Here is a 16,471-nt window from a genome sequence, read left to right on the forward strand (position 1 = left end):
CTTATACCCATACAAAAAGTGCATTTAAACCCTGAATTTGGCATCCTGTCGTTCAGCCAATCCTCTACCGCACAAGGCGGCCCGATGACACCCCAACGCGTACTGGTTCTTGGAGCCAGCGGCTATATAGGCCAGAACCTGATCCCGCACCTGATCGAACAGGGGCACCAGATTACCGCCGCCGCGCGGCGCATCGAGTGGCTGCAGGAGCGGAACTGGCCGCAGGTCAACTGCCTGTATGCCGATCTGTATCGCCCGGAGACCCTGAGCGCGGCGCTGTGGGAGATCGATACGCTTTACTATCTGGTGCACGCGATGGGCGACGGCGACGATTTTATCGAGAAGGAGCGCCAGGCGGCGGAAAACCTGCGCGACGCACTGCGCAATGCCGCCGTCAAACAGGTGATCTTTCTCGGCGCGCTGCAGCCGAACGACGACAGCTCACCGCACCTGGCGGCCCGCCGCCTGACCGGCGAGATCTTGCGCCAGAGCGGCGTGCCGGTGACCGAGCTGCGCGCCGGCATCGTCGTCGGCCCCGGCTCGGCGGCGTTCGAAGTGATGCGCGACATGGTCTATAACCTGCCGGTGCTGACGCCGCCGCGCTGGGTGCGCTCGAAGTCGTCGCCGGTGGCGCTGGAGAACCTGCTGGTTTATCTGGCCGATCTGCTGGCGCACCCGGCGCAGGAACACCGCATCTTCGACGTTGCCGGGCCGGAGTACCTCAGCTATCAGGATATGTTCAAACGCTTTATCGCTCTCAGCGGCAAGCGGCGCTGGCTGATCCCGATCCCTTTGCCGACGCGGCTGATTTCGGTGTGGTTCATCAGCCTGATCACCTCGGTGCCGACGCCGATCGCCCGCGCGCTGATCCAGGGGCTGAAGCACGATCTGCCCGCCGACGGCCGGCCGCTGCAGGCCCTGATCCCGCAGCGGCTGCACACCTTTGATCAGGCGGTCGCCACCACGCTGCAGCGCGAACAGGAGGTGGTCGATTCCGCCGACTGGGGCTACGATCCGGCGGCGCGGGCCCGCTGGCGCCCCGGCTACGGTTACTATCCGAAACAGGCCGGTTGTTCGCTGGACACCGCCGCCACCCGCGAGGCCCTGTGGCAAACGGTGCAGCAGCTGGGGGGCGAAGAAGGCTATTTCTACGCCAATATTCTGTGGCGCATCCGCGCCCGCATGGACGACATGATCGGCAACGGGGTGATCTACGGCCGCCCGGCGCGCGCGACCCTGGCGCTCGGCGACGAGATCGACGGCTGGAAAGTCATCACACTGAAGCCGCTGCGGCAACTGGCGCTGCTGTTCGGCATGAAGGCACCGGGGCTGGGGCGGCTGAGCTTCAGCATCACCGATCACGGCGATCGCCGCACGCTGGACGTGCGCGCCTGGTGGCATCCGGCCGGCTTCAGCGGGCTGCTGTATTGGTTCGCCATGATGCCCGCACACCTGTTCATTTTTCGCGGCATGGCGAAACGCATCGCCGAGCTTGCCGAGAGCCTGGACCGCCAACAGCGCTGAACGCCGTTCATTTGTCGATCAACCGCACAGTTTGCCGCTGTGCTTCGGGGCTTTCCGATTGCATAGCGCACGAAATCACGGAAGAATGGCATCTTATTTGCTGGGAGCGCCGCAAGCGCCCGCCGGTGTTCCGATTTTGGGTGAGAATAGAGTCCGTTATGAAGGTATTGGTCACCGGTGCCACCAGTGGGTTAGGCCGTAACGCCGTTGAATATCTGCGCCGCCAGGGCATCAAAGTGCGCGCCACCGGCCGCAACCAGGCGATGGGCGGCCTGCTGGAAAAAATGGGCGCGGAGTTTATTCATGCCGATCTCACCAATCTGATCTCTTCGCAGGCCAAGGCGATGCTGGCGGACGTCGACGTGCTGTGGCACTGCTCCAGCTTTACCTCGCCCTGGGGCACCGAAGAGGCCTTCGAACTGGCCAACGTCCGCGCCACCCGCCGCCTCGGCGAATGGGCGGCGGCCTACGGCGTAGCGCAGTTCATTCACATCTCCTCCCCGGCGATCTATTTCGATTACCACCATCACCGCAACGTGACCGAAGACTTCCGCCCGCAGCGCTACGCCAACGAATTCGCGCGCAGCAAGGCCGCCGGCGAGCAGGTGATTCAGCAGTTGGCGCTGTCCAATCCGCAGACCCATTTCACTATTCTGCGCCCGCAGGGATTGTTCGGGCCGCACGACAAGGTGATGCTGCCGCGGCTGCTGCAGATGATAAAACGCTACGGCAACCTGCTGCTGCCGCGCGGCGGCGCGGCAATGGTGGACATGACCTACCTGGAGAATGCGGTGCACGCCATGTGGCTGGCGACGCTAAAAGAAGATACCCCGTCCGGCCGCGCCTACAACATCACCAACCAGCAGCCGCGCCCGCTACGCACCGTGGTGCAGCAGCTGATCGACGATCTGGGCATGAAATGCCGCATCCGCTCCGTCCCCTATCCGATGCTCGACATGATGGCGCGCGGCATGGAACGCCTCGGCAGCAAAAGCGAGAAGGAGCCGGTGCTGACCCACTACGGCGTCGCCAAACTCAACTTCGACCTCACGCTCGATACCACCCGTGCGCAGCAAGAGCTGGGCTATCAGCCGATCGTCTCGCTGGAAGAAGGCATCGCGCGCACCGCCCGCTGGCTGAAAGATCACGGCAAGCTGCACGGCCTGTAATCAACGCGCCGCGCCGTACTTCACCAGCAGCGCATCGACAATCGCTTCACTCTCTGCATCCGGCTCGCCGCGCACATCGTCGGGCCGGAAGTGCATCTGAAACGCCGCCACCACATTGCGCTGCTGCCGCGCATCCCATGACGGGTCGATCGCATAGCCGTAACGCGCCAGCTTTTCGAGCAGCGGCACCATCGGTACCGGCGCATGACGATCGCGCCCCGCCAGCAAACGCTGCACGTCTCGTTCGTCCGGCCAGGCGCCGATACCGGCCTGGGCCAGCTGCCGCCAGGGGAACAGCGGGCCGGGATCCTGCTTGCGCTGCGGCGCGATATCGCTGTGCCCCACCACGTCCTGCGGCTGGATACCATAGCGTTGGACAATGTCGCGGCTCAGCGGGATCAGCACGGCGATCTGCTCCGCCGTATAGGGTTGCCAGTGGGTGAACAGCATGCTGCGGGTGAAGCCCTTGTTGACGATTTCGATGCCGATCGAGGTGTCGTTGAGGTTGCTGCGGCCGCGCCAGGCGCTGGTGCCGGCATGCCAGGCGCGCATCGCCTCCGGCACCAGCCGGTACACCGTCGGTTTGCCGTGCTCGCGCTGCGGGTGCGCCGGCAGCAGATAATGGGCGCTGACGTGCTCGTCGGTCAGCGTTTTCAGCGATGAATGGAAGTCTTCCGCCGTGTAGTGCATCACCAAAAACCGGATGCGTTGATCGGCGCCCTGCGCCTGATGCAGGGTTTCGAGTTGGTAAGCGCCACGATCGACGAGCGTGTCCTGCTGCGGATTTTGGCATCCCGCCAACAGCGCGGTGGCGATGATCCCTGGCCAAATTTTCACTTATCCTCCTGATTGACGTCCGTGAAAGCGGTAACGCCGCGCGATTAATCTGTGTCCAATCATCACGCTCATCGAGAAATGATGACAGACAACGCCGATGTGCAAGCGGGTGTTTCTCCCGACTGGCTGCCTCTCACGCCCATGATAGTCTCAAAGTATCATCTGCGCTGAAAGAGCGGAGTCGAACATGTTCACACCTCGCTGTCTGTCCTGGTTGCTCTGTGCCGCCATACTGCCGCTCAGCGGCTGCGATCGGCAAAAAGTCGCCGACGCGATGGGCGCAAGCGCCCCGCCCCCGGCCGCTCCCGCCGCCACTGCAAGTGCGCCGGCCTATACGCCGCTGACCGCCGATCAGCTGTACCAGCTGGTCAGCCCGGTGGCGCTGTTCCCCGACAAGCTGCTGGCGCAGGTGTTGGCCGGCGCGGGTTATCCCGACCAAATCAGCGCCGCAGATGCCTGGCTGGTGCAAAACCGCGGCCTGCAGCCGGCGGCGCTCAGCTCGGCAGCCGACGCTCAGCCCTGGGATCCCAGCGTGCGCGGCCTGGTGCAATTCCCCGACGTACTCGATCAGATGGCGAAAAACATCCCCTGGACCACCGCCCTGGGCAGCGCCTACCTCAACGATCCCACCGACGTGATGAACGCCATTCAGGTGATGCGCCAGCGGGCGGCCAGCCAGGGCACGCTGAAAAACACCCCGCAGCAGCGCATCGTCGTGGCACCGACGACGCGTTATGTCGAACAGCAGCCCTATCGCCAGCGCGTGGTGGCGGCGCCGGGCGAAACCATCGTCATTGAGCCCAGCCAGCCGGATACGGTTTACGTCCCGCATTACGACCCTTGGGTGGCCTACGGCACGCCGGTCCCCACCTATCCCAGCTATCAGTATCAACCTTCCGGCTACAGCGGCGGCGACATGTTGGCGGCCGGCGCGATCAGCTTCGGCGTCGGTATCGCGGTCGCCTCATTGTTCAATCAGCACAACAGCGGTTGGCACAACTGGGATATGCGCTGGGACGATCGCCGCCAGCCGGTGGTCTACCGCAATGCGCCCTACGTGTCGCATTCCTCCACCGTGGTGAATCGCGTCACCAACATCAACCAATATAACAACGTCAACAATGTGAATCGCAGCAGCACCAGCACGGTGAACAATTACAATACGACCACCGCCGCGCCAACGCCGCGCTTCAGCCAACCGACGCCCATCGGCGCGCCGCAACAGCCGCGCGTCGCGCCTGCGGCCCATGCGCCGATGACCCTGCCGAACTTTGCGCATACCCAGCCGGTGCCGCCTCACGTACAGCAGCCGATAGCCGTGCACCAGCCGGTAGCGGCCGCGCCGCACCTGCAACAATCGGTCAACGCGCCCCATGTGCAGCAACCGATGAGCATGCCGACGTTCACACATACCGCGCCTGCGACGCCCCACGCGCAGCAGCCGATGGCCGGGCATTCCGCGCCGGTACAGACGCATCCGATGCAGGCCGTCGCGCCGATGCATCAATCTGCCGTGCGGCCACCGGTTCAGGTTGCGCCGCACGTCGCTCAGCCGGTGGTGCACGAACCGGCCGTAGCGCCGCACCCGGCGGTAGTGCGCCCGACGCCGATGCCGCAAGAGCGCGTCATGCCGCATCCGGCCCCGGCGCCGCAGATACGTCAACCGTTCGTTCAGCCGATACAGCATCGCCAAGAGCCGGCGCCGGTGAAACCGCAGGAACACCGCCCGATCGTCGAGCAGCACAAGGTGGGGTAAAGCAAGAAAACGTCGCCCCGGCGGAACGGCCGGGGCGCGAGAATGGCGTTAGCGGCTGACTTTCACCGCGGTGCCGCTGACGGTCACCATCAGCATGCTGCCGTCTTTGCCAACGGTTTCATAATCAATATCAATGCCGACCACCGCGTTGGCGCCCAGCTCTTTCGCCTGATCTTCCAGCTCTTCGAACGCAATCAAGCGCGCCTTGCGCAGCTCTTTCTCATAAGCGCCCGAGCGGCCGCCGACGATATCGCGCACGCCGGCGAAGAAATCACGAAAAATGTTAGCGCCGAGGATCGCTTCGCCGGTGACGACGCCGCAGTATTCGGTGATGGTGAACCCTTCCAGGGTCGGGGTAGTTGAAAGCTGCATCAGAATTCCTTGTTTGATTAATTCAACGTATCTATGACCAGAGGATTGGCATTATGTTCGCTTAATCAATGGCACGCAGTACGAATGCAAGGCCAAAAAAACGCATTTATACTGTAAGCTATCGGTCTTCATGGTAGAAACTTTCACATAAGGTAATAAGATGAAAACAAAAACGATTGCGGCTGTTTTACCCTTAGCGCTGTTGCTGAGTGCCTGTACCACGGTGGAACCGGCATACAAGGATATCGGCACCCGCAGCGGCAGCTGTGTGGAAGGCGGCCCGGATACGGTCGCGCAAAAGTTCTATGACCTGCGCATCCAGCAGGGCGTCGGCCTGCTGGACAGCAACCGCCTCGCGCAGCTGCAACCTTACCTGAGCAAAGTGCTGTATCAGGATCTGGTCAGCGCCGGCCAGAACCCGGGCAAGCACCGGATAACCGGCGATCTGTTCTCCGGCAATGCGCAGGGGCCAAGCAGCGCGTCCGTCGCCAGCGCCTCGACCATTCCTAACACCGACGCGAAAAACATCCCGCTGCGCGTTGACTTGAGCTACCAAAAAGACGCCAACAGCAGCGTGAACTGGCAGGACGAAGTGCTGATGGTGCGCGAAGGCACCTGCTGGGTGGTTGATGATATTCGCTACCTGAATGTTCCAGCGCACGCCACCAACGGCAGCGTGCGCCAGGTGCTGGAAAACCAGTAACCCGCCATGCCCCGGCCGACGCGGGCTTGCCGCGTCGGTCATCCCCGCCGCCCGCCCACCGCTCGCATTTCGTCCAATAGAAAAAATTTCGCTACCGATCTCACAGCCTGCGCCACAAATCCCCCCCCTCGGCTTGAGTCGCGGTATCTTGTGCTAATCTTTTACTGTCCCGCCGCACACTCATAAATTTTAACGCACAAAGATTGCATAAGTATTCTGTGGAAGTTAACATTTGCGGCATCAATGTCTATTCAATTCTGGCGCATGAGTATTCAACTTAACGGTATCAATTGCTATTACGGCGCTCACCAGGCGCTGTTTGACATCACGCTGGATTGTCCAGCCGGGGAAACCCTGGTGCTGCTTGGCCCAAGCGGCGCCGGGAAAAGTTCATTGCTGCGGGTGCTGAACCTGCTGGAAATGCCGCGTTCGGGCCAACTGCAGATCGCCGGCAACCAATTCGACTTCAAGCAGGCGCCGGGCGAGAAAGCCATTCGCGAACTGCGCCAAAATGTCGGCATGGTGTTCCAGCAATACAACCTGTGGCCTCACCTCACCGTGGTTCAGAACCTGATCGAAGCGCCTTGCCGCGTGCTGGGTCTGACCAAGGCTCAGGCGATGGAGCGTGCCGACAAGCTGCTCAAGCGTCTGCGCCTGACCGACTTCGCCGATCGCTTCCCGCTGCACCTTTCCGGCGGCCAGCAGCAGCGCGTGGCGATCGCCCGTGCCCTGATGATGGAACCGCAGGTACTGCTGTTCGATGAACCGACCGCGGCGCTGGATCCGGAAATCACCGCTCAGATCGTCAGCATCATTCGCGAACTGGCCGGCACCGGCATCACACAGGTGATCGTCACCCACGAAGTGGAAGTGGCGCGCAAGACCGCCAGCCGCGTGGTGTACATGGAAAACGGCCACGTGGTGGAGCAAGGCGACAGCAGCCACTTCACGCAGCCGCGGACCACCGAGTTTGCCAACTACTTATCACACTAACAATTAACTTGCTGTAATTTGGGGAGTTTGCGATGAAAAAACTAATAATCGCCGCCGTTCTGGCCGGCATCAGCGTTTCCGCCTCCGCAGCCGAAACGATCCGTTTCGCTACTGAAGCCTCCTATCCTCCATTTGAATTTATTGACGCCGGCAACAAGATTCAGGGTTTTGATGTCGATCTGGCCAATGCCCTGTGCAAAGAGATGCAGGCCGAGTGCACCTTCACCAACCAGGCGTTCGACAGCCTGATCCCGAGCCTGAAGTTCAAGCGTTTCGATGCGGTCATGGCCGGTATGGACATCACGCCGGAGCGTGAAAAGCAGGTGCTGTTCACCAAGCCGTACTACGATAACTCGGCGCTGTTCATCGCGCAGAAAGGCAAAATCGCCGACGTGGCGGCGCTGAAAGGCAAGAAAGTGGGTGTGCAAAACGGCACCACCCACCAGAAATACCTGACCGACAAGCACCCGGAAATCACCACCGTGCCTTACGACAGCTACCAGAACGCCATTTTGGATCTGAAGAACGGCCGCGTTGATGCGGTGTTCGGCGATACCGCGGTGGTGAACGAGTGGCTGAAACAGAATGACGCGCTGGCGGCAGTGGGCGCCAAAGTGACGGATAAAGACTACTTCGGCACCGGCCTCGGCATCGCGGTACGCCAGAAGAACACCGATCTGCAGGGCAAGTTCAACGCCGCTCTGGACAAGATCAAGCAGGATGGGACCTATGAAACCATCTACAAAAAATGGTTCCAGCAGTAATACGCCCCGATGAATGAATTACAACCTTTAGCAAGCGCCGCCGGCATGACCGTCGGCCTTGCCGTTTGCGCCCTGATCCTCGGGCTGATTCTGGCGATGCTGTTCGCCGTATGGGAATCGTCCCGCTGGAAAGCGGTCAGCTGGCTCGGCACCGCCTGGGTGACCGTGCTGCGCGGCCTGCCGGAAATCCTGGTGGTGCTGTTTATCTATTTCGGCTCGTCGCAGCTGCTGCTGATGCTCTCCGACGGCTTTACCCTCAACCTCGGTCTGTTCCAGCTGCCGATTCAGCTGGCGATTGACAATTTCGAAGTCAGCCCGTTCCTGTGCGGGGTGATCGCTCTGGCCCTGCTCTATTCCGCCTACGCTTCGCAGACGCTGCGCGGCGCGCTCAAAGCGGTGCCGCAGGGACAGTGGGAATCCGGCCAGGCGCTGGGGCTCGGCAAGGCGGCGATCTTCTTTCGCCTGATCATGCCGCAGATGTGGCGCCACGCCCTGCCCGGCCTCGGCAACCAGTGGCTGGTGTTGCTGAAAGACACTGCGCTGGTGTCGCTGATCAGCGTGAACGATCTGATGCTGCAAACCAAGAGCATCGCCACCCGTACCCAGGAACCTTTTACCTGGTATGTGATCGCAGCGGCCATCTACCTGCTGGTGACGCTGTTCAGCCAATACGTCATCAAACGCATTGAGCTGCGCGCCACGCGCTTTGAGCGGGGGCCGGTCTGATGATTGAGTATTTACCGGAGATCCTCAAAGGGTTGCACACCAGCCTGACGCTGACCGTCGCCGCGCTGCTCGTCGCGCTGGTGCTGTCGCTGCTGCTGACGGTGATCCTGACGCTGAAAACGCCAATCCTGACGCCGCTGGTCAAGATCTACGTGACGCTGTTCACCGGCACGCCGTTGCTGGTGCAGATTTTCCTGATCTACTACGGCCCCGGTCAGTTCCCGGCCATCCGCGACTACCCGTGGCTGTGGAACCTGCTGTCGCAGCCCTGGCTGTGCGCGATGATAGCGCTGGCGCTGAACAGCGCGGCCTACACCACGCAGTTGTTCTACGGTGCGGTGCGCGCCATTCCCGCCGGGCAGTGGCAGTCGTGCGAAGCGCTGGGCATGTCGCGTCGGCAGACGCTGCGCATCCTGCTGCCGTTCGCCTTCAAGCGCGCGCTGTCGTCTTACTCCAACGAAGTGGTGCTGGTGTTCAAAAGCACCTCGCTGGCTTACACCATCACGCTGATGGAGGTGATGGGTTACAGCCAGCTGATGTACGGCCGCACCTACGACGTCATGGTATTCGGTGCCGCAGGCCTGGTGTACCTGTGCGTCAACGGCCTGCTGACGCTGCTGATGCGCTTGGTGGAGCGCCGCGCGCTGGCGTTTGAACGCCGCAACTGAGGCCGCCTCCCCCCATAAGCCCCGCCATTGCGCGGGGCTTTTTTTATCCCCGCAGCAATACTTAATCATTTATATTGCATTTTAATTCACTCAATGGCAGGGTTATCAGCAGGCGCACACGTAAAAACCTCTGGTGATTACCAGTAAAAACAAACGATAGCGAATAATCACTTTCAGGATTCAGACAGGAGCTCTACGCATGAAAAAACTGCTGCTTGCCGCGACGATGTTGGCCGGGATCACCTTTAACGCCACCGCGGCCGAGACCATCCGCTTCGCCGCTTCCGCCACCTACCCGCCGTTCGAATCGCTGGACGCCAACAACCAGATCGTCGGCTTCGATATCGATCTGGCCAACGCGCTGTGCAAGCAGATGCAGGCGCAGTGCACCTTCACCAACCAGGCGTTCGACAGCCTGATCGCGGCGCTGAAATTCAAGAAATACGATGCGGTGATTTCCGGTATGGACATCACGCCGGAGCGCAGCAAACAGGTCGCTTTCACCCAGCCTTACTACGCCAACTCGGCGATCGTGATCGCGCAAAAAGGCAAGTTCAGCTCGCTGGCAGATCTGAAAGGCAAAAAGCTCGGCATGGAAAACGGCACCACCCACCAGAAATACATGCAGGACAAGCATCCGGAGATTAACACCGTCTCTTACGACAGCTACCAGAACGCCATTCTGGAGCTGAAAAACGGCCGTATCGACGGCGTGTTCGGCGATACCGCCGTGGTGAACGAGTGGCTGAAGACCAACCCGCAGCTGGTGCCGGTGGGCGAGCACATCACCGATGCGCAATACTTCGGCACCGGCCTCGGCATCGCGGTGCGCCCGGATAACCAAGCGCTGCTGGCCAAGCTGAACGCCGCGCTGGACGCCATCAAGGCCGACGGCACCTACAAGGCCATCAACGACAAGTGGTTCCCGCAGTAAACAATAAGGCCCGGTTATCCGGGCCTTATGTTTTATAAAATCCGCACCAACAGCGTCAGCACCTCGTAGTGCGCGGTATGCGGGAACATGTCGAACAGCTGCACCCGTTCGATGCGGTACCCCGGCAACATCTCGATATCTTTCGCCATACTCTCGGCGTTGCAGCTGGAATAGAGAATATAGTCCGGCGCCATCAGGCTCAGGTAGTCGCACAGCGCCTGGCCGATGCCGCGGCGCGGCGGGTTGACCAGCACCAGCTGCGGCACCTGACCTTCGGCGGTGGCGAAGCGGGTGGAATCGAGCGCCTGAAAATCTACGTGCAGCAGCCCTAACCGCTGTGCCGACTGGCGGGCGCAGGCGATCGCTTCCGCGCTGATTTCGATGCCGGTCAGCCGCGTTTGCGGTTGCGCGCAGTGCAGGCCGAAACCGCCGACGCCGCAGAACAGATCCCACATGCTGTCGATACCCAGCGCGCGCACCCAGTCGCGGGCGGTGGCATACAGATCGGCGGCCACCTGCGGGTTGGTCTGGAAGAAGCTTTGCGGGCGGATAAACAGCGGCACCTGATTGAACCGCTCCTCCAGCGCCTGCTGTTCGGTCAGCGCGATCTCGCGCTCCCCTTCCATGATCGCCATGTGCACCGGCTGAATATTGGCGGAGATCACCTTGAGCTGCGGCAGCTGCTGCTGCAGCCACGGCAGCGCGGCGCGCAGCTGTGCCAGCTTGGTTTCCGAACGCAGCACGAAGCGCAGCATCACGCCGTCGTCGAGCGTGCTTTCGGTCAGCAGCAGGTACTTCAGCTCGCCGCGTTTGCGCGCCACGTTATACGGCGTCAGGCCCGCGCGGGCGATAAAGCTTTTCAGCACCGCAAACATCGGCGCAAAGCCGGCGGGATACAGCGGGCAGTCGCTCAGATCGACCGGCATGCCGTCGCGGTGCAGCATGCCGAGCAGCGGGCGCTCCACGCTGCCGCTGACCACCATCTTGGCTTTATTGCGAAATGCGCTCAGCTCTCCCGCCACCGGCTGCAGCCACTGCGCGACGTCGCGTCCGGCCAGCAACGATTGCAGGTGATGCTGTTTGTCGGCCAGTTGCTGCGGATAGGGCTTTTCCAGCCACTGACAGGAACGGCAGGTGCCCGCCGTATACAAAGCGCAATGCATGAAGATTACCGTGAAGTTCAGGATGACGAATTAAGGGCGCAGAGTTTACCACTCCGCGCGCCTAAAATCTCACTTGCGCGCGGCGAAGAAGCGGCGGCTGGCGGTAGGGACGAACAGCAACGCCAGGATCACCACGTCGGGGATCTTTTGCAGGATCAGAACGTGCAGGATTTGGCCGCTGGTTTCCCCTTCCACGGTAAACACCTCGGGGAAAACGCTGCCGATGGTGGCCAACAGCAGGTAAAGCACCACGATGCACTGGCAGACCACATAGCCCCAGCGCCCCCAGTTGCGGCCGCGCATCACCGCAAAACCGCAGCTGATTTGCAGGCACAGCAGCATCAGGCCGGCCAGAAAAATAAGGGTAGAATCCCACGCCTGCGCGCTGGTGTTGACGAACTCCTGCGCACCGTCGACGCCCAGTTCGCCCAACAGCAGCACCACGCTGATACACTTGATCGCGACCATGGCGGTACCCGCCACCATCACCGGCACCGGTGCATCCGAAGTCGATCCCATTCCCTGCCCGCTTTTCAGCATGTCTGACATATCCGTGTTCCGCTACGACGCGCCACCAATACAGATGGCGCATGTAACGTCAGGTAGTTAGTTGCAATACTTATTGATTGCAAAAATAGCAGGTTTGTTACGATTCAGCTACGGGCCGCCCGCTGTAATTCACGCGATCGTTGTTTTTCCGAGCGCGCCATAAACCACCAGGCGATCAGGCCGAGAATGCCCACCACCAGCAGGATCAAACTGGCCAGCGCGTTAATTTCCGGATTCACCCCCATGCGCACGCTGGAGAATACCAGCATCGGCAGCGTGGTGGCGCCCGGCCCAGAGACGAAGCTGGCGATCACCAGATCGTCCAGTGACAGGGTGAATGCCAGCATCCAGCCGGAGATCAGCGCCGGCGCGATCATCGGCAAGGTGATGACGAAGAACACCTTCAGCGGCGGCGCCCCCAAATCCATCGCCGCTTCCTCGATCGAGCGATCCACCTCGCGCAGGCGCGAGCTGATCACCACCGCCACGTAAGCGGTACAGAAGGTGACATGCGCCAGCCAGATGGTGAACATGCCGCGCTCCGACGGCCAGCCGAAAGCGTGCCCCATCGCCACGAACAGCAGCAGCAGCGACAGGCCGGTGATCACGTCCGGCATCACCAGCGGTGCGGTCAGCATAAACGCAAAACCGGTCGAACCGCGAAAACGGCCGAAGCGCACCATCACCACGGCGGCGATGGCGCCCAGTACCACCGCGGCGGTGGCGGAGGCGGCGGCGATGGTCAGGCTGAGCCCCACCGCGCTGATCATCGCCGAGTCGTGGAACAGTTCGGTATACCAGCGCGTGGACCAGCCGGCCCATACCGTCACCAGCTTGGAGCTGTTGAAGGAGTAGATCACCAACATCAGCATCGGCGCATACAGGAAGGTAAAGCCGATCGTCAGGATGGCGATACGCCACGGTGAACGCACTACCGGCAAGTTGTTCATTCCTGCCCCCCCATTTCCTTGTTCTGGTGTTTGTGGAACCACAAAATTGGCACGATCAGCAACAGCAGCATGATGGTAGCGACCGCCGAGGCCACCGGCCAGTCGCGGTTATTGAAGAACTCCTGCCACAGCACACGGCCGATCATGATGCTGTCCGGCCCACCGAGCAGTTCCGGGATCACGAACTCGCCCACCGCCGGAATGAACACCAGCATCGAACCGGCGATAATCCCGCCGCGCGTCAGCGGCACGATCACGCTGAAGAAGGTTTTCAGCGGCCGGGCCCCCAGATCCAGCGACGCCTCCACCAGCGAGTAATCCAGCCGGATCAGCGCCGTGTAGATCGGCAGCACCATAAACGGCAGATAGGAATAAACGATGCCGATATACACCGCCAGGTTGGTGTGCAGGATCACCAGCGGCTGGTCGATCACCCCCAGCCACATCAGAAAGTTATTCAGAATGCCGTTGTTTTTCAAAATGCCCATCCAGGCATAAACGCGGATCAGGAACGAGGTCCAGGAAGGCAGGATCACCAGCAGCAGCAGAATGTTGCGGGTTGACGCCTTGCTGTGGGCCACCGCCCAGGCCAGCGGATAGCCGATGATCAGGCAGCACAGCGTCGAGACCGCCGCCACGCGCAGCGACTGCAGATAGGCGTCGATATACAGCGGATCGTCGGTCAGCTGCAGGTAGTTGGCGAAGTTGAGCGCGATGTTCAGCTTGCTGTCCGCCCAGCTCAGCAGCTCGGTGTAGGGCGGCACCGCCAGCGCCAGCTCCGCCAGGCTGATCTTGAACACGATCAGGAACGGCAGCATGAACAGCAGCGTCAGCCATAAATACGGCAGCGCGATCACCAGCTTGCGGCCGTGAGCCATCAGCAGGCGGTGGAACAGCGCCTTGAAGGTGCCGGGCGTTTTGGCCGGCGGTTCCGGCGTGCGGTCAGAAAGCAGGGTCATACGGGTTACTCCTCACCGGCTCCACTACACCGTCAACACTACGCAGCTGTCGGTTTCCCAGCACAGACGCACTTCATCGCCCCAGGTCGGCATCCCCTTGCGGAAACGGTGGCCGTTTTGCAGCTGGGCGCTGATAATCTGCCCGCTGTGCAGCTTCACGTGATAGATGGACAGATCGCCCAGGTAGGCAATGTGCACCACTTCCCCCACCGCAAAGTTGCAGCCGTCTGCCGGCACCTGTTCGCACAGCAGGATCTTCTCCGGCCGCAGCGCCACCTGGATCGGCACGCCGTCCACCACCGAGGCGTCCGGATCGACCTTGATCGCATGGCGCAATCCGGGGCTTTGCAGGATCAGCGCGTCGTCGTGCCGCTCCTGCAATACGCAGTCGAAGACGTTGACCGAGCCGATGAATTCGGCGCTGAAGCGGCTGTTCGGATGCTCGTAGATCTCTTCCGGCTCGCCGATCTGCACGAACTTGCCGCGGTTCATGATGGCGATGCGCCCCGCCATGGTCATCGCCTCCTCCTGATCGTGCGTCACCATCACGCAGGTCACGCCGACGCGCTCGAGAATGTCGGTCACTTCCAGCTGCATGCGATCGCGCAGCTTCTTGTCCAGCGCGCCCATCGGCTCATCCAGCAGCAGCAGCTTCGGCCGCTTGGCCAGGCTGCGCGCCAGCGCCACCCGTTGCCGCTGGCCGCCGGAAAGCTGGTGCGGCTTGCGCCTGGCGTACTCCTGCATATGCACCAGCGCCAGCATTTCCGCCACCCGCTCGGCGATTTCCGCCCGCGGCATTTTGTCCTGCTTCAGGCCGAAGGCGATGTTCTGCTCTACCGTCATGTGCGGGAACAGCGCGTAAGACTGAAACATCATGTTGATCGGCCGCTGGTACGGCGGCACGTGCGACATATCCTGCCCATCGAGCACGATCTGCCCTTCCGAAGGCTGCTCGAAGCCGGCCAGCATGCGCAGCAAGGTGGATTTGCCGCAGCCGGACGGGCCGAGCAGCGCAAAGATCTCGCCCTTGTAGATGGTGAGGCTGACGTCTTCGACCGCGTTCTGCCCATCGAAGGTTTTGGTGAGGTTACGGATTTCCAGCAGAGGGGTGAAAACCTTCTGCGACTTGGCTTGAGGACGAGGGATGGCGTCGTTCAATCGGGGTGCTCTCCGGCGTAAAGCGGCACAAAACCACGGCGAGCGCCGTGGCCCAAAACGGCAATGCAGGCGGGGCACCCGCCTGCCGGTTTACCGACGATAGGGGGCTATCCCCCTATCATCACTTCCCGCTTTTAACTTTAGTCCATGCGCGGGTAATGACACGATCCAGCTTCGGCGACTGCACGTTGAGCGTGAACAGCTTGGCGCGAACATCGGCCGGCGGATAGACGTTCGGGTTGTCGCGCACTTCGGCATTCACCAGCGGCGTGGAATCCTTCACCGCATTGGCGTAGTAAACGTGATTGCTGATGTCCGCCATCACGTCCGGCTTCAGCAAGAAGTTCAGGAACTGGTAGGCGGCGTCCTTGTTCTTGGCGTCCGCCGGCATGGCGAACATGTCGAAGTAGGTCAGCGCTCCCTCTTTCGGGATCGCATAGGCCACGTTCACGCCGTTCTTTGCCTCTTTGGCGCGGTTGGCCGCCTGCATCACGTCGCCGGACCAGCCGATCGCCACGCAGATGTCGCCGTTCGCCAGATCGTTGATGTACTGGGAAGAGTGGAAATAGCGGATGTTCGGCCGCAGCTTCAACAGCAGATCGTTGGCCGCGCCGGTGTAGTCCGCCGCGTTGGTGCTGTTGGGATCTTTACCGAGGTAGTGCAGCACGGTAGCGTAGACTTCGCTCGGCGCATCGAGGAAGGAAACGCCGCAGCTTTTCAGCTTCTCGAGGTTTTCCGGCTTGAAGATCAGATCCCAACTGTTGACCGGCGCGTCTTTCCCCAGCACCGCCTTCACCTTGTCGACGTTATAGCCGATGCCGGTGGTCACCATCATGTAAGGGATGCCGTATTTGTTGTCCTTGTCGTTGTGCGCCACCAGCTTCAGCATCTCGGGATCGAGATTTTTGTAGTTGGGGATCTTGCTCTTGTCGAGCGGCTCGAAAATGCCGGCCTGCGACTGACGCTCGAGGAAGTTGGACGAAGGAACCACCAAATCGTAGCCGGTGCTGCCCGCCATCAGTTTGCCTTCCAACACCTCGTTGGAGTCAAAGACGTCGTACACCACTTTGATACCGGTTTCTTTCTGGAATTTGGCCAGGGTATCCGGCGCGATATAGTCGGACCAGTTATACACGTGCAGCGTTTTCTCTTCGGCTGACGCCGTGACGGACGCGGCCATCAACAGGCCGGCAACCACACCCGATAACCACTTTTTACGTTGGGTGACCATCCGTAACTTCCTCCA

Annotated in this window: 17 protein-coding genes; 9 read left to right on the forward strand and 8 right to left on the reverse strand. The window is 61.2% G+C overall.

The window, feature by feature from the left end:
• Positions 1-84 precede the first annotated feature (84 nt).
• Both GF111_RS04065 and GF111_RS04070 read left to right on the forward strand, forming a co-directional pair.
• Positions 85-1,524, forward strand: coding sequence for a DUF2867 domain-containing protein (locus tag GF111_RS04065; RefSeq protein ID WP_038880708.1), 1,440 nt, complete (start codon positions 85-87; stop codon positions 1,522-1,524).
• A gap of 158 nt (positions 1,525-1,682) precedes the next feature.
• Positions 1,683-2,693: an NAD(P)-dependent oxidoreductase gene (locus GF111_RS04070; RefSeq protein ID WP_004928393.1), complete on the forward strand. Its 1,011-nt coding sequence runs from the start codon at positions 1,683-1,685 to the stop codon at positions 2,691-2,693.
• On the opposite strand, the gene GF111_RS04075 is transcribed toward GF111_RS04070, so the two are convergent.
• Positions 2,694-3,530, reverse strand: a complete 837-nt coding sequence (locus tag GF111_RS04075) for an N-acetylmuramoyl-L-alanine amidase (RefSeq protein ID WP_038880705.1) — start codon at positions 3,528-3,530, stop codon at positions 2,694-2,696.
• A gap of 187 nt (positions 3,531-3,717) precedes the next feature.
• On the opposite strand from GF111_RS04075, the gene GF111_RS04080 reads away from it, so the two are divergent.
• Positions 3,718-5,286: a DUF3300 domain-containing protein gene (locus GF111_RS04080; protein WP_147190522.1), complete on the forward strand. Its 1,569-nt coding sequence runs from the start codon at positions 3,718-3,720 to the stop codon at positions 5,284-5,286.
• Between the two features lie 48 nt (positions 5,287-5,334).
• Here the strand turns inward: GF111_RS04080 and GF111_RS04085 are convergent, their stop codons facing one another.
• Positions 5,335-5,658, reverse strand: coding sequence for a heavy metal-binding domain-containing protein (locus GF111_RS04085; protein ID WP_004928400.1), 324 nt, complete (start codon positions 5,656-5,658; stop codon positions 5,335-5,337).
• A gap of 160 nt (positions 5,659-5,818) precedes the next feature.
• Here GF111_RS04085 and GF111_RS04090 point away from each other — a divergent pair, with 160 nt between their 5' ends.
• The 6 genes from GF111_RS04090 to artJ (GF111_RS04115) all read left to right on the forward strand — a co-directional run bounded on the left by GF111_RS04090 (position 5,819) and on the right by artJ (GF111_RS04115) (position 10,446).
• Positions 5,819-6,361, forward strand: a complete 543-nt coding sequence (locus GF111_RS04090; protein WP_110593302.1) for a lipoprotein — start codon at positions 5,819-5,821, stop codon at positions 6,359-6,361.
• A gap of 264 nt (positions 6,362-6,625) precedes the next feature.
• Entirely contained in the window at positions 6,626-7,354 is a 729-nt protein-coding gene (artP, locus tag GF111_RS04095; RefSeq protein WP_038884338.1) for an arginine ABC transporter ATP-binding protein ArtP, read from the forward strand.
• 32 nt (positions 7,355-7,386) lie between these two features.
• A complete protein-coding gene (gene artJ / locus GF111_RS04100; RefSeq protein WP_004928409.1) occupies positions 7,387-8,118 on the forward strand; it encodes an arginine ABC transporter substrate-binding protein in 732 nt (243 codons plus the stop codon).
• A 9-nt stretch (positions 8,119-8,127) separates the two neighbouring features.
• Positions 8,128-8,844, forward strand: coding sequence for an arginine ABC transporter permease ArtQ (artQ, locus tag GF111_RS04105; RefSeq protein ID WP_025159684.1), 717 nt, complete (start codon positions 8,128-8,130; stop codon positions 8,842-8,844).
• On the forward strand, positions 8,844-9,512 hold the full coding sequence (gene artM, locus GF111_RS04110; RefSeq protein ID WP_038880694.1) for an arginine ABC transporter permease ArtM: 669 nt from the start codon (positions 8,844-8,846) through the stop codon (positions 9,510-9,512). The genes artQ and artM overlap by 1 nt, the downstream gene beginning before the upstream one ends.
• A 199-nt stretch (positions 9,513-9,711) precedes the next feature.
• Positions 9,712-10,446: an arginine ABC transporter substrate-binding protein gene (gene artJ / locus GF111_RS04115; RefSeq protein ID WP_147190520.1), complete on the forward strand. Its 735-nt coding sequence runs from the start codon at positions 9,712-9,714 to the stop codon at positions 10,444-10,446.
• Positions 10,447-10,478: 32 nt separating this feature from the next.
• Here artJ (GF111_RS04115) and rlmC read toward each other — a convergent pair whose 3' ends face one another.
• The 6 genes from rlmC to potF all read right to left on the reverse strand — a co-directional run bounded on the left by rlmC (position 10,479) and on the right by potF (position 16,456).
• Positions 10,479-11,609, reverse strand: a complete 1,131-nt coding sequence (rlmC, locus tag GF111_RS04120) for a 23S rRNA (uracil(747)-C(5))-methyltransferase RlmC (RefSeq protein ID WP_147190518.1) — start codon at positions 11,607-11,609, stop codon at positions 10,479-10,481.
• Positions 11,610-11,678: 69 nt separating this feature from the next.
• Positions 11,679-12,158 (reverse strand): YbjO family protein, encoded by a 480-nt coding sequence (locus GF111_RS04125; RefSeq protein WP_047727995.1) that lies wholly within the window; start codon positions 12,156-12,158, stop codon positions 11,679-11,681.
• Positions 12,159-12,262: 104 nt separating this feature from the next.
• On the reverse strand, positions 12,263-13,108 hold the full coding sequence (gene potI, locus GF111_RS04130) for a putrescine ABC transporter permease PotI (RefSeq protein ID WP_016928360.1): 846 nt from the start codon (positions 13,106-13,108) through the stop codon (positions 12,263-12,265).
• Positions 13,105-14,067: a putrescine ABC transporter permease PotH gene (gene potH, locus GF111_RS04135; RefSeq protein ID WP_038880685.1), complete on the reverse strand. Its 963-nt coding sequence runs from the start codon at positions 14,065-14,067 to the stop codon at positions 13,105-13,107. The genes potI and potH overlap by 4 nt, the downstream gene beginning before the upstream one ends.
• 24 nt (positions 14,068-14,091) lie before the next feature.
• A complete protein-coding gene (gene potG, locus GF111_RS04140; protein ID WP_147190516.1) occupies positions 14,092-15,225 on the reverse strand; it encodes a putrescine ABC transporter ATP-binding subunit PotG in 1,134 nt (377 codons plus the stop codon).
• 121 nt (positions 15,226-15,346) lie between these two features.
• A complete protein-coding gene (gene potF / locus GF111_RS04145; protein WP_048233230.1) occupies positions 15,347-16,456 on the reverse strand; it encodes a spermidine/putrescine ABC transporter substrate-binding protein PotF in 1,110 nt (369 codons plus the stop codon).
• Between the last annotated feature and the right edge of the window lie 15 nt (positions 16,457-16,471).

The organism is Serratia sp. HRI, from assembly GCF_010119335.3.
Classification (GTDB): domain Bacteria; phylum Pseudomonadota; class Gammaproteobacteria; order Enterobacterales; family Enterobacteriaceae; genus Serratia; species Serratia nevei.

Excerpts from the sequence above, each read along its gene's own strand:
- artM (WP_038880694.1), top strand. The coding sequence starts at position 8,844 with ATGATTGAGTATTTACCGGAGATCCTCAAAGGGTTGCACACCAGCCTG.
- GF111_RS04085 (WP_004928400.1), bottom strand. The coding sequence starts at position 5,658 with ATGCAGCTTTCAACTACCCCGACCCTGGAAGGGTTCACCATCACCGAA.
- potI (WP_016928360.1), bottom strand. The coding sequence starts at position 13,108 with ATGAACAACTTGCCGGTAGTGCGTTCACCGTGGCGTATCGCCATCCTG.
- GF111_RS04065 (WP_038880708.1), top strand. The coding sequence starts at position 85 with ATGACACCCCAACGCGTACTGGTTCTTGGAGCCAGCGGCTATATAGGC.
- GF111_RS04080 (WP_147190522.1), top strand. The coding sequence starts at position 3,718 with ATGTTCACACCTCGCTGTCTGTCCTGGTTGCTCTGTGCCGCCATACTG.
- GF111_RS04125 (WP_047727995.1), bottom strand. The coding sequence starts at position 12,158 with ATGTCAGACATGCTGAAAAGCGGGCAGGGAATGGGATCGACTTCGGAT.
- artP (WP_038884338.1), top strand. The coding sequence starts at position 6,626 with ATGAGTATTCAACTTAACGGTATCAATTGCTATTACGGCGCTCACCAG.
- GF111_RS04070 (WP_004928393.1), top strand. The coding sequence starts at position 1,683 with ATGAAGGTATTGGTCACCGGTGCCACCAGTGGGTTAGGCCGTAACGCC.
- potH (WP_038880685.1), bottom strand. The coding sequence starts at position 14,067 with ATGACCCTGCTTTCTGACCGCACGCCGGAACCGCCGGCCAAAACGCCC.
- rlmC (WP_147190518.1), bottom strand. The coding sequence starts at position 11,609 with ATGCATTGCGCTTTGTATACGGCGGGCACCTGCCGTTCCTGTCAGTGG.
- artJ (WP_147190520.1), top strand. The coding sequence starts at position 9,712 with ATGAAAAAACTGCTGCTTGCCGCGACGATGTTGGCCGGGATCACCTTT.
- GF111_RS04090 (WP_110593302.1), top strand. The coding sequence starts at position 5,819 with ATGAAAACAAAAACGATTGCGGCTGTTTTACCCTTAGCGCTGTTGCTG.
- potF (WP_048233230.1), bottom strand. The coding sequence starts at position 16,456 with ATGGTCACCCAACGTAAAAAGTGGTTATCGGGTGTGGTTGCCGGCCTG.
- artJ (WP_004928409.1), top strand. The coding sequence starts at position 7,387 with ATGAAAAAACTAATAATCGCCGCCGTTCTGGCCGGCATCAGCGTTTCC.
- artQ (WP_025159684.1), top strand. The coding sequence starts at position 8,128 with ATGAATGAATTACAACCTTTAGCAAGCGCCGCCGGCATGACCGTCGGC.